The organism is Allohahella sp. A8, from assembly GCF_047946665.1.
Classification (GTDB): Bacteria; Pseudomonadota; Gammaproteobacteria; order Pseudomonadales; family Oleiphilaceae; genus Allohahella.
In genome coordinates, this window is sequence record NZ_CP172312.1 from 1,711,200 (window position 1) to 1,723,379 (window position 12,180).

The window sequence follows — 12,180 nt, forward strand, 5'->3', positions numbered from 1 at the left end:
CCTCAGCTTGCAGCCTGCCGCAAGATAGCGGCGTGGATGTCTTCAAGCCGCACACCGCGAGTATCGATACCATTGCGCATGAGAAGCCACGCCGACACCGCAAGCGACAAGGCGATCATCAACGCCGACAGGGCCATCTGATCGAAGAGTCCCGCCACACCAATAATCGCGCCCAAGATGCCGCCAGCTTTCGAGCTGGCGGCGACTATGCCAGCCCCGGTCCCCCGTAAGTGCACTGGATAGATTTCCGCAGCATACGGTATCAGCATGGCAATCACGCCGCTCGAGCTCAGCAACAGAAGCGCGATCGCTGCAGACAGCGCCAGGATGGAGCGACTGCCAGACCACTCAAACAGACAGAACAGCAATAGAGAAGCCGCAGTCAAGCACAGGAACAGCACCAAGGACTTGATGCTGTTCCACTTGTGATAAAGCCATACCACCAGTCCGACGCCGGGCAACGCCAATATCGCTGACTGTGCGATGATACTGTTGGCTTGCTCCGCCAGACCGAGCGCGTGCAGGTTCGTAGGTAGCCAAAGCAAAAAGCCAAAATTCACCAGACCCCACGCAACGCCTGCCGCTACCAGACCGAAGGTGATGCCTGCGTAGGGTCTGCTAAGCAACTGCCTGAAGCCAGGGGCTTGCGCTGGCATGGACTCTTCGACGATAACGGCGCTCTCAGGCTGATCACGGCCGCCACTAAAGCGCAATAGCACCTGACGCGCTTCATGATTCAAGCCCTTGCTGGCGAGATATCGAGGCGACTCAGGAATGAATCTATTAAGAAAAATCAGTAATAGTCCAGTCGGCAGGCCGAGCATCCAGAGTATTCGCCAACTGAATAGCGGCTCGAGGATGGCAGCCGCACCTGAGGCCACCATATAACCTGCTGCGGTTCCCAGCCCACCGAGCGCTACCAGCAACCACCCTCGATGGGCGGCTGGAATGGATTCTGCCATCAGCGTGAAGGTGATTGGCAGAAGCCCGCCGGCGGACAACCCCATCAGAAAGCACATGATCAGGTTCCAGTGAAACGATGGCATGGCGCCACAGATAGCAGTCCCAATGAACATCAAGGCCGAGAGCAGAATCGCTGCCCTGCGTCCGGAGAGGTCAGCCACGACGCCCCACAATACCGAGCCAATCGTCGTGCCAGTTAGAGCAACCAGGGCCAGTGTGCCGGCCTCGCCCGAGCTGATACCGTACTCGCTCGTCAGGCCAGGCATAACGAACCCCAGGGTGGCTGGCTTCATGACATCCACGGTAACAGCGGCCACTAATACTGCGACCAGCGTCCAGTGCTCCCTGTTAAGAACCACCTCATCCGCGACCCGAAAATCGAGACCACCAGCCTCGACTTTCGGCAGTTGATCGATGCGCGGCATCAGCCCATAGAGCGCCAGCATCAGCCCGAGCGGGATAAGCGCCATGCCAATCCACATCGTTGGGTCCATGGCCATGTCGACCATGCGATACCCCACATGAGACGCGTGAACAAACATAGGGATATGTGCGAGCACGCCGAGGGTGATGCCAAGACAGCCCGCCCAGAAGGCCAGAGGATGATGGAACGACAGTCCTTGTGATTTCACGGGTTTGATTCCCTACCCAAGTGCAGCTGATGATGCGGATAAGGCTATTGATTCCTGCCCTCGCCGGCCGACGAAACAGCTGCGACTATAAAGCCGTTAGCTCAATGTTTTCAATTGCTTCTGCAGTAGTTATGCATACTTCCGCAATATCTCTCACTGCAGCCCCAAATGGCACTGCATGAAAAGAGAGCCTTCAACTCCGTGGCTTCAGTTTCCCAGCTCCAGTAGACAACGTGTCATCATGCTCGGCCATGTTCCAGGTGTCTCCATAGAATTAAGGGCGATTCATTAGTACGAGCAAACTAGCTGAGGCTGCTCTGCCATAGAAGGTCAAACCGTGCGACGCTCATAGCAGCGTATCCGTGCCAGAAAGAGCCCGTCCTCGAAATCAGTGGCTTCGCAGATGTGCAGGAATTTTGCAGTCGTGTCGACGCGTGAGGCATTTCCGCTGGAGTCACCCGCCACGATCACGTTATGATCATTAGACTTTACAATCATCAGCGAACTTTTGTTCACGTTGGCACCTCTGCCACTTTTTGAATTTGAACCTGGCGACCAATCAACTATTGAGTACGCTGAATCTGCTGATCCGCACAGCCCAGAGTTTCAGATAAACCTCGGCTCCTCGTTTGACAACCACGTCATTCAAGCAACTGCTCATGGAACAGTGCAGATCCAGGCAGTTCCAGAGCCCGCCACAGTGGCACCTTTCGGCGCGAGGGCACTGACACTACTCATCAGTAGAAGGCGCTTAATTCATAGATCCTGGTAGGCAATAGCGAAACCATCTGCCAGCTTAGCCAGACGTTTGTCCAGCGTCCATAAGAGGGCGCCTGGGGTTATAAGCGTGGAGGCAAGTAAGGATATATCCACTAACCCGCAGCCCAAGCCGTACAAGGACTCCCTTTCGATCAGGCTTCGTATTTCGTCCCAGCTTGCCTGCTGGGCGAATCGTAGCAGCCCGATATCCTGCAGGGTCTGATCACGAGGTGCTGGCGGTGTTCCGCAGGCAAGTTCACCCAGCACCATGGGATGACAAAGCGCTTCGTCCGACAACAGCAGATTGACCAGGCTAGTGTTCCGGTGCCTGAAGTGCTCCACCCATACCGACGTATCGACCAGAACACTCACGATGCCGGTGCGTCCCGCCGTCTGTTGATCGGAGCCATGTCAGGTGCACGACCGCCCAGAGCTGCCAGTCGCTTTGCAGCCTGAACTCGAACAAACGTTTTGATAGCTTCCCGAAAGAGATCAGCCTTGTTCATCTCCGGGTCTGCCATTTCTAGCGCTTTTTGATACAGCTCGTCGTCTATGCTTACTGTCGTTCGCATGAGAACTCTCCACAATTTTTTGATGCACTACTGCATCATATTTCACATCAGCGTGAATCACCAACAGTTCTGAGAAGGTTCGCTCCGCCCAAGCCTCCCTATCCGATACTCTGCGGCTGCATCCGCTGCTGGATGCGAAGGCTAGCCTTCAGCAGTTTTCACTTCGCGAGAGATTCAAAGCTCAACCACACAAACCACCGGATAATGATCCGACGGCAACAAATCCCGATCCCGGAACGAAAATGGCGCCAGCATCTCGCTGCCGCCGCTTGAATATGGGCCACCTGCTCTTTCTCGAAATATGGCTCGCCGCACTGAGTGCAGACATAGGCCGGCACAGAATCCCAGGAAATGTGGTAGCCATTTCTATCCAAGCTGAAAGGCGCTCGAGACAGCACCATGGTGCCCTGGCAATACATGCATTTCATTGCTCAATCCTCTTTCTGAAAGCCGCATCCCACTGATTCGGATGAGGTAGATAGGCAGTAATAATTGCTAGATACTCCTCTCTTGGTGCGCACACAACATGAACAGGGCGGCCAGTAGGCACATGAAGCATCAAGCAGCTGCGGCCTCGGGGGTCGTTCATATATTTTTCAATGATCTCGCCATCCTTGACGGTTTCTTCAACTTCGTCAACGGAGATCATTCAGTGGCCAAACCGGAGGTGACTGGCGGGTCGGGATCGTTGCCCTTCTCTACACTATCCTGCCGAGTGCCGGCAGTCCGCTACTCCAACACCCGAGTATGTGAAATGCATTGTAATCGCCATCATATTTCAAGCGAAGACCAATAACGGGATGAGCGTTACAGACCAGCAGGAGCAAATGAGATGCCTTCTCATCACTATTTTCTATCAGCTTACTCGTGCAGTCTCTAGATAGGGTTGGAGTCAGTTCTTTGAGCTTACTCTTCAAGCTCTCCCCGACTCGAACGATATTCGGATGTCCATTATTTCCGCTCGTAAAGAGGCTTCCAGTAAGTGCGCTCTCTAGGAGATAGTTTCCTACCGAGCGTGCTGCATTACCGTGCCGCCCATCGCTGGTACACGACAGGATCGAAAGAAAAGTGGCGAGAATAATCACCTTACTCATAAAGCTATAAGGCCGCTCAGCACGCGCGACGATGGAATAAAGGCGAAGCCGCAATTTAGTAGACGTAACTGTGACTGGCATTGTTAGGCTTCACTACCGCAGAGGGCTCTACGCACGTACCCGACTGCTTCCGGCATGCCGCCGAGAACCGCCACGGCCAAACTAAAATCTTGGTGCTTAGACATTTCCGTAGGCAGCGCCACACAATCGATGCCAGCCCGGAAAGCAGCTTCAAGGCCATGCTGGGTATCTTCAATTGCCACACACTCAGCAGCAGAGACGCCAAGCTGTTGCAACGCAAGTAGATAGCAATCAGGCGCAGGCTTGCTAGCGCGGACGTCATCCCCTGAGACGACCGCAGAAAAATAGTCCTTCAACGCGTTGACCCGTAGCGTTGTTTGAACGCCGTTCGCGCTGGCCCCCGTCACCACAGCAAGCTTCAGTCCTGCGCTATGAAAGCAAGATATGGCCTCTTCTACACCAGGCATCAAAGGAAACGCTTGTCGATCAAGATACTCTCGCGTTGCGGCGTTCTTCGCCTCCGCGAGCCGTTCTGGCGAATCATCGATACCTAGCCGCTGCACCAAGTCTATGGCATTGGCAGGGGTTGGGACGCCTGCATAGCGCGTCTTGTACTGCTGTTCCGTGAACGTAAAACCGTAGCGTTGAAGAACTTGCGCCCACATTCTGTAGTGGATGGGCTCTGAGTTAACGAGCGTGCCGTCGTGGTCAAATAGAACTGCGCGTAGTTGCATATGGTTACCGAGATACATGATTTGTGAAGCCTAACAGCGTATTACAGTGCATGCACCATTTGCCGTAGCGCTCTCTCTCCACGCATTTCATGCGTTTATCAGCATAGTCCCGCTATCAAACATCCACGACGGCCAGGCCCGCTCGGACCTGCTCTGGTGCAACTAGGCTACCGGGCCGCAGTGTGCTCGTCACCCGCATCCTTGAGATCAACCACACAAACCACCGGATAATGATCCGAAGGCAGCAAATCCCGATCCCGAAACGAAAACGGCGCCAGCATCTCGCTGCCGTCTTCGTCATACACATAGCGGTAGACGTAGGTCTCTCCTGGTATAAGTTGCTGGTGCAGGCTTCTGCTGAGGAAAATGTAGTCGAGCTGTTTGGCAGAGGCTGTTCTGCCATAGAAGTTCATATGCGTATGACGCTCATAGCGGGGTATCCCAGCCAGACAGAGCGCATCTTCCAGATCAGTGGCTTCGTAGAGGGGCAGGAATTCAGCCCACGTGCCGTCGCGTGAGGCATTGCCGTTGAAGTCACCCGCCACGATCACCGGATGATCATTCGATTTCTCTGCCTTCAGTTTCTGGTAGATGGCTATCAATGCCTTTACTTCAGCGGCTCGACGCTTCTGCCCGCCTGGATCAAAGCCCTGCGGATCGTAACCGGATTTCAGATGGGCGAGCATCACCGAGAGGATGCAGGTGCCCTGTAGGTTATACAGGTGAAGCACCGGGATATCGCGTGACAGTCTTCGCTATTACAAAACGCCCCGATTAAATGTCTCTGCCACCGAGCGCACCCTACCCTTGCAAATCTAACGTAAACACCTTCTGCGTACTGCTCTTTTTAGGCCCGGGTACTATTGATTTTACACAGCCCTTCAAGACTTTATTAATATCCAGGTTTTCGTCGAAGACTGCTTGAATTTCACAGTATATTATCCGCTTTACTAGCGGGCTACCGTCTATTCTATCGTAGACAGTTCTGTCGATATACTTCTCAGGCGGCAACGCATCTAGCTTCTCGCAGAAATCCTTGTCGAATATAGTAACTAGCACTTCCCTACCGCTTGCAGTATGTCCAGAGCAAAAATATCGACCGTCATTTCCACGCTCCAAGTCACACGAGATATTCATGGTCATTCCATTAAAGTTGTACTCTCGTCTTAACAGGCCATATCCTTCCGGCAGAGACTGATAAAGATAGTCTGTCGAAGGTGTAATTATTTTCGCCATATCAAAAGGGTCAAAAGTTTCGACATACTTATTAAAATCATGACTGTGCCAAGATCTCGCCTCTCCTGTTAAGTAGCCATGCGCATCAAGGATTATAAGTTGATCTATCGTCAATTTGCCCGTATTCACGATCAGATTTCGATCCATACCGAGATCGCCAGGAAAGGTCAAAAGTAGTACAACTTCCTGTCCTCCGCTCATCCACCTCCACGCGTACCCAAGAAACTTCGGAAAATAGTAGTTGCGGACATACTCAAAGGTCCCACTTTCAGGTACCAGATGACTCTTCTCGGCGTAATATCTCGCGAAAGACTCATACACCGGAATGTGATAGTCCCACTCCGAGGATGGGTAGGGTGCGCGAACGTCCATGTGAAGAAAGTCTTCGCCCATTCCAATCAACTTCTTATAATCTTCATATTCGTACTTCGCCTTTCGACCATTCTGGTCGAACTGGCCGTATTTCTGAGCCATGATATTTATCTCATCCTCAGAGAAACCGCCAAACCAAAGCCCCTCCATATCCGCGTGCCAATGTCTATACGCTTTTACTATGTCGGGACCCTGGGAATCCTGCTCATGTTCATATTTCTTGAACTTTCCATCCTTGAATATCCAGAATATTTCTGTTCCATATTCATCCGTGTGAACAGCACGCAGGAAGTCTGAACTCATCACTTTGGACTCAGACTTTATAATCTTTGTAAGCTTCGACTCATCATATGCGCCGTTATGTTCGAAGGAAAAACCGCGCATCCATTGATCGTCGTACACCACCTCTTCCAAATCACCAACGCTGAGAAGGCTAATACTGTCTTGCAAGCGTCTGAGACAGTTTTCATCATCTTTGTTAACCAAGATAGTAGTTTGGCCTTCAGGCATAGTATTACCTTTTTTCGGTGATCACTGTTGATGGCAGCGCGTGGGGGCTTATAGCAGTTGTCCGCGGCTCAGAGCGGCTGCATACTCTTTGAGTATGTCAGCAACGGCTCGATCTTCAAGCACACACTCCACCTCAGCTCCATCTGGCAGCACGCTAACTGACAGCCGTCTAGTCCTTGAGAGCAACCACACAAACCACCGGATAATGATCCGAAGGCAACAAATCCCGATCCCGAAACGAAAATGGCGCCAGCATCTCGCTGCCATCTTCGTCATACACATAGCGGTAGACGTAGCTTTCTTCCGGTATCAGTCGCTGGTGCAGGCTTTTACTAAGGAAAATGTAGTCGAGCTGTTTGGCAGAGGCTGTTCTGCCATAGAAGGTCATATGCGTATGACGCTCATAGCGGGGTAATCCAGCCAGAAACAGCGCATCTTCCAGATCAGTGGCTTCGTAGAGGGGCTGGAATTCGGCCCAGGTGTCGTCACGTGAGGCATTGCCGTTGAAGTCACCCGCCACGATCACAGGATGATCATTCGACTTTTCAGCCTTCAGTTTATGATAGATGGCTATCAATGCCTGTACTTCAGCGGCTCGACGCTTCTGTCCACCCGGATCGAAGCCCTGCGGATCGTAACCGGATTTCAGATGGGCGAGCATCACCGAAAGGATGCAGGTGCCCTGAGGGTCATACAGGTGAAGCACCGGGATATCGCGTGACAGTCTTCGCTTTTCAGATGCGCCCAGGTTGAATGCTTCTGCCATGAGCGCTGTCACGGCATAGGCTTCCGGGTCTTCCTCGTGGAGGTACTGGAACGGGACCGGCCAGTGCCGATTTGTCTGTAGCTCAGCGGTAAATGGCAGGCTCTTTTTCAGCAGAAAACCACTCTCAATACCGCGATCGGAGTTGCCGGGGATGAGGTAGGCTACATAGGCGCCCGACAGAAAGAATTCATTGAAATTGCTGAGCGCGGTCGGGCCGCCCACTTCACAGAGGCACACACAATCCGGGTCTTCCCTCAGGATGATCTGCGCCAGGGCCTTCAACTTGCTCAGGGGCTTGAGCTCCTGATCCGCCTCGCCCAGCATCGCCCAATGCTCATCGCTAAGCGTGTGAAGGTATTCGGGCTTTATGGGGAACGCGGGCTGCAGGAAGAGGTCCTGGACGTTGTAGGTCATTAGTTTGAACTTCATGTAAAGCTTTACGTCGAGTTCGGGTTAACGACGCTTCTCTCCAGCAGATTTTGATAGCCGTTCGGGCAGTATCTAGTGCCATTACAGAGGCAGGCGAAGGGTGCGCATGAGCTGCCGACTCAGGCCAGCCGCCCTCTAGATCAGTCCGACGCACCGCTTTGCGCTATCTGGCAATGCAAACTCGCGCTTACCTGATCTCATATTGCTTCAGCTCCTCGATAGAGACCTCGCTAGAAGCAAACTCCCTGAGCTTACACACGATGGCTGCTCTGTGCGCTTCTGGGAACCTCAGAACCTGGTAGTAGCCGCCCTCTCTCAACTGATACTGCAGTTCGACATACTTAAACAGAAGGTTCTCTGGACATTGGAGATCGTCCAAAATAACTATAAGTTGATTGAACGAAACGCTTGTTCCGTCTATCTGCTGGATTAGCTTTTTTACAACGATTGCCCTCTTTATCTGACTCCAGTGATAGACAGTGGGCGGTCGGTACTCAGAGAAAGTGGTTGTCGTCGCGGGAACGAAGAATCCACGACTATCAGCTCCCCATACCAAATTACTGTTTCCGCGTCTGATATTATTAATTAAAGGCGTCAAACCCGAAGCAATGGCCAGAAAAAAGAAAACAAGCACGACAATAAACACATAATTGCCCCCGATAGTGGCCACTGCCGCAAAATAATAAATGGCAAATCCCAAAGCCACCTCTATACAAATTAAAAGCACCATTGAGGCTGTCGAGGACTGATATACCTCAATGCGATCTTCTTCTAATTTCACCTTAGTCGACAGCATCTTAACGCTAACGCCACGACCGCGAATTTACGAGCGTTCCGCTGAGGCCTGCGCAGGGGTGGTAGTGTGAATTGTTACGCAATATGTACCTTCATCTTTCTCTGGAAAGAGACTAAAAAGGCCCCGACCTCGCAGCCGGGAAGTTTGCTGCACGGACTAGGCGCCATCCTTACAAGTGACCCTCCCCTCGAAAACGGCGCCAGCATCTCGCTGCCGTTTTCGTCATACACATAGCGGTGCACGTAGGTCTCTACCGGTATCAGTTGCTGGTGCAGGCTAAGGCTGAGGAAAAATGTAGTCGAGCTGTTCGCCAGAGGCTTTGTCTACGGCCTCACCGGACGCAGCGAAGGCGTCACCTTCAGGCGGCGATCTCACGACCGCCGCCCTCCTCACGCCTGACAATCGATCACAGCAGGTTATAGACAAACACCGCCGCCACCGCCACAGGCGTGAAGTAACGCAGGGTGTTGTACCACAGCTTGAATGCACCTGGTGAGGTGGCCAGTTCGGATTCCAGCGCCTGGCGAGACATGAACCAGCCGGCGAACACAGCGACCAGCAGGCCACCCAGGGGTAACAGGATACTGGCGGTCAGGAAGTCCAACAGGTCGAAGATGGTCTTGCCTTCGAACATGGCGAACATGCCCAGCGGGGTCACGTCGGACCAGACATTGAGCGACAGAATAGACACAATACCCAGCGCCCAGCAGGCGATACCAGCGCCCACTGCACTGACGGTACGGTTCAGGCCCTTTTGCTCCTCCAGCCATTCTACGAGCGGCTCTAGCAAGGAAATGCCTGAGGTCCAGGCCGCGAAGATCAGCAGTACGAAGAACAAGGTGCCGACCAGACTGCCCATGGGCATGTTACCAAAGGCCAGCGGCAGAGTCTGAAAGATCAGGCCGGGACCGGCACCGGGTTCAAGGCCGTTGGCGAAGACAATGGGGAATATGGCGAGGCCAGCGGTCAGGGCCACTACGGTATCGATGATGGAAACCGTCACCGCTGTCTTGGCGATGGACACGTTCTTCGGCAGATAGGAGCCGTAGGCCATCATAACTGCCATGCCGAGGCTTAGCGTAAAGAATGCGTGGCCGAGGGCGACCAGCACGCCGGCGGTAGTGAGACTGGAAAAATCAGGCGCGAACAGGAAGCTTACAGCCCGTCCGAAGGAACCTGTTGTCATGGCATAACCCACAACGATCAACAGCAGGACGAACAGCGCGGGCATGAGGAAAGTCACCGCCCGTTCGAGGCCGGCCTTTACGCCCCGGGCCACGACGACTATCACTAAGGCCATAAATACCGTGTGCCAGAGCAGAAGGGTCGCCGGGTCGCCCAACAGACCGGAAAAGATAGCGCCGATAGCTTCCTCGGACTGGCCGACTAGCCCACCGGTGGCAGCCGTGCCAACATAGGATATTGCCCAGCCGCCGATCACGGAATAGAACGACAGGATCAGGAACGCGGCCAGCACGCCAACAGCACCGACGATGGTCCAGCCTTTTGAGAGCTGTTCTCGCTGGGCTGCCAATCGCATGCTGTTAATAGGACTGTGCCCGCCACGCCGACCAATCAGCACCTCAGCCATCATGATAGGAATACCGATGCCCGCAATGCATAGCAGGTAGACAATGACGAAGGCACCGCCACCGTTCTCACCGGTGATGTAAGGGAATTTCCAGATATTGCCAAGGCCTACGGCGGAGCCGGTTGCGGCCAGAACGAAGGCAAGGCGTGATGACCATAGGCCGCGTTTCTCTGTCGAACTTTCTTTAACGCCCACCGTAGCGGCGGAAGAAGATGACATATATAAAATCTCCTGCAAAAAATATTGTTATTGTATGTGCTCTCAGCCCACCTTGGCCATTGCACTGGTCGATTGCTGATGATCAGCGGAGCTGCGACGGAAGCGTTCCTCCGCCAAACGATTAGCGATGGTGCCTGTTGGGAGACCCTCGCTGCGGGCACGCGTGAAAATTTCGTCCAGGGTGGTGCCGATAGTTTCCACATGGGCGCGAACCTTGTGGTGGTCATGATTCGTGCGTTCGTAGAACACATCAATAATGCCCCCGGCATTGATGGCGAAATCGGGCGCGTACAGAATGCCGCGCTTTTGCAGCGCCGCATCATGTTCGGGACGTTCAAGCTGGTTGTTGGCGGCACCGGCCACGACTTTTGCTTGAATCCTGGGAATCGAGCTGTCGTTGAGCACCGCACCCAAGGCACATGGGGCCAGGACATCCACCGGCAGGGCCAGGATTTCCTCTGCGGACACCGGGGTTGCGCCCAGTTCGTCCACGGCGCGATCCATCTGGTCCTTATGGATGTCGTAGACCCAGAGCTTGGCTCCGGCCTCCTTGAGGTGGCGGGCCAGCCGATAGCCCACGTTGCCGATACCTTGAATCGCGACCTCGAGGCCCTGCAGGTCTGATCGACCGAGACGGTGTCTCACCGCCATGCATATCCCGATATAGGTACCGTAGGCAGTGGCCGGAGACGGATCGCCGTTGCTGGGCACACCGTCGAGCCCCAGGTGGTCCTTGATACCCGCAACATGGGTGGTCTGCCGGCCTATGACCTTCAGATCCGACACGCTAGTGCCAGAATCCTCGGCGGCTATGTACTGACCGCCCAGCTGTTCGAGGAAGCGCCCCATGCTTTCCAACAGCGCTTCAGTCTTGTGCTTGCGCGGGTCGCCGATGATCACGGATTTGCCGCCGCCCAGATCCAGGTTGGCCAGCGCCGATTTGTAGGTCATGCCGCGGGAAAGGCGCAGCACGTCACGCAGGGCCTGCTCGTCGCTGGCGTAGGGGTACATGCGACACCCGCCAAGGGCGGGGCCGCGAGAAGTGCTATGGATAGCGACGATGGCTTTGAGACCGGTTTCCGGATCACAGAAAATGGACAGGTGTTCGTGGTTGTCAAACTCGGGATGGCTGAATACATTCATGGCATTTCACCTTACTTCCAGGCCGTCCATATCCTTGTGGGACTTTAGAGGGCCGATGTCATCAAACCCAAGCCGGGATTACCGGTTGGCTCATCTAAGTTCAGTACGGCTGAATCGAGTAGATTTCAGGCCGCAATCCTCAGCGTGTGGCCACGCCGCGAGCGATAAAATCGATTGTTTGAAATGATGTCGCGTTGGTAGATCGGAAAGGTGATCGACTGGAGCGATCTTCTGGGCGAGGAAGCGTGGAGCTAGCCTGCGATAGGCGTCGTCCCGGTAGAGAGGCGGTCTGCATACTCATGTTGAAATCCCGTCCACGTCGCCGGATCTCGGCTTCTGTGGT

The 12,180-nt window shown here is 54.0% G+C and carries 13 protein-coding genes; all 13 read right to left on the minus strand.

The features are described 5' to 3' along the window. Positions 1-2: 2 nt before the first annotated feature. The gene (locus ACH3PB_RS07780) at positions 3-1,595 is read right to left on the minus strand and encodes an MFS transporter (protein ID WP_416398894.1); all 1,593 of its coding nucleotides are present in this window, start codon (positions 1,593-1,595) and stop codon (positions 3-5) included. 330 nt (positions 1,596-1,925) lie between these two features. Then, positions 1,926-2,111, minus strand: coding sequence for a hypothetical protein (locus ACH3PB_RS07785; protein ID WP_416398895.1), 186 nt, complete (start codon positions 2,109-2,111; stop codon positions 1,926-1,928). Between the two features lie 240 nt (positions 2,112-2,351). Continuing rightward, a complete protein-coding gene (locus ACH3PB_RS07790) occupies positions 2,352-2,726 on the minus strand; it encodes a type II toxin-antitoxin system VapC family toxin (RefSeq protein ID WP_416398896.1) in 375 nt (124 codons plus the stop codon). After that, positions 2,723-2,926: a type II toxin-antitoxin system VapB family antitoxin gene (locus tag ACH3PB_RS07795; RefSeq protein WP_416398897.1), complete on the minus strand. Its 204-nt coding sequence runs from the start codon at positions 2,924-2,926 to the stop codon at positions 2,723-2,725. The genes ACH3PB_RS07790 and ACH3PB_RS07795 overlap by 4 nt, the downstream gene beginning before the upstream one ends. 158 nt (positions 2,927-3,084) lie before the next feature. Further along, positions 3,085-3,354 carry a YgiT-type zinc finger protein gene (locus ACH3PB_RS07800; protein ID WP_416398898.1) on the minus strand — a complete coding sequence of 90 codons (270 nt, stop codon included), beginning with the start codon at positions 3,352-3,354 and terminating at the stop codon, positions 3,085-3,087. Next, positions 3,351-3,575 carry a DUF4258 domain-containing protein gene (locus ACH3PB_RS07805; protein ID WP_416398899.1) on the minus strand — a complete coding sequence of 75 codons (225 nt, stop codon included), beginning with the start codon at positions 3,573-3,575 and terminating at the stop codon, positions 3,351-3,353. Before ACH3PB_RS07805 ends, ACH3PB_RS07800 begins: the two co-directional genes overlap by 4 nt. Positions 3,576-4,103: 528 nt before the next feature. Next, entirely contained in the window at positions 4,104-4,775 is a 672-nt protein-coding gene (locus ACH3PB_RS07810; RefSeq protein WP_416398900.1) for an HAD family hydrolase, read from the minus strand. Between the two features lie 167 nt (positions 4,776-4,942). Then, positions 4,943-5,506 (minus strand): hypothetical protein, encoded by a 564-nt coding sequence (locus ACH3PB_RS07815; protein ID WP_416398901.1) that lies wholly within the window; start codon positions 5,504-5,506, stop codon positions 4,943-4,945. Positions 5,507-5,576: 70 nt separating this feature from the next. After that, on the minus strand, positions 5,577-6,893 hold the full coding sequence (locus ACH3PB_RS07820) for a hypothetical protein (protein ID WP_416398902.1): 1,317 nt from the start codon (positions 6,891-6,893) through the stop codon (positions 5,577-5,579). A 169-nt stretch (positions 6,894-7,062) separates the two neighbouring features. After that, positions 7,063-8,088 carry an endonuclease/exonuclease/phosphatase family protein gene (locus ACH3PB_RS07825; protein ID WP_416398903.1) on the minus strand — a complete coding sequence of 342 codons (1,026 nt, stop codon included), beginning with the start codon at positions 8,086-8,088 and terminating at the stop codon, positions 7,063-7,065. A gap of 187 nt (positions 8,089-8,275) precedes the next feature. Next, positions 8,276-8,869, minus strand: a complete 594-nt coding sequence (locus ACH3PB_RS07830; RefSeq protein WP_416398904.1) for a hypothetical protein — start codon at positions 8,867-8,869, stop codon at positions 8,276-8,278. A gap of 421 nt (positions 8,870-9,290) precedes the next feature. Next, positions 9,291-10,694: a sodium-dependent transporter gene (locus tag ACH3PB_RS07835; RefSeq protein WP_416398905.1), complete on the minus strand. Its 1,404-nt coding sequence runs from the start codon at positions 10,692-10,694 to the stop codon at positions 9,291-9,293. Positions 10,695-10,736: 42 nt separating this feature from the next. Continuing rightward, on the minus strand, positions 10,737-11,837 hold the full coding sequence (locus tag ACH3PB_RS07840; RefSeq protein WP_416398906.1) for a Glu/Leu/Phe/Val family dehydrogenase: 1,101 nt from the start codon (positions 11,835-11,837) through the stop codon (positions 10,737-10,739). Between the last annotated feature and the right edge of the window lie 343 nt (positions 11,838-12,180).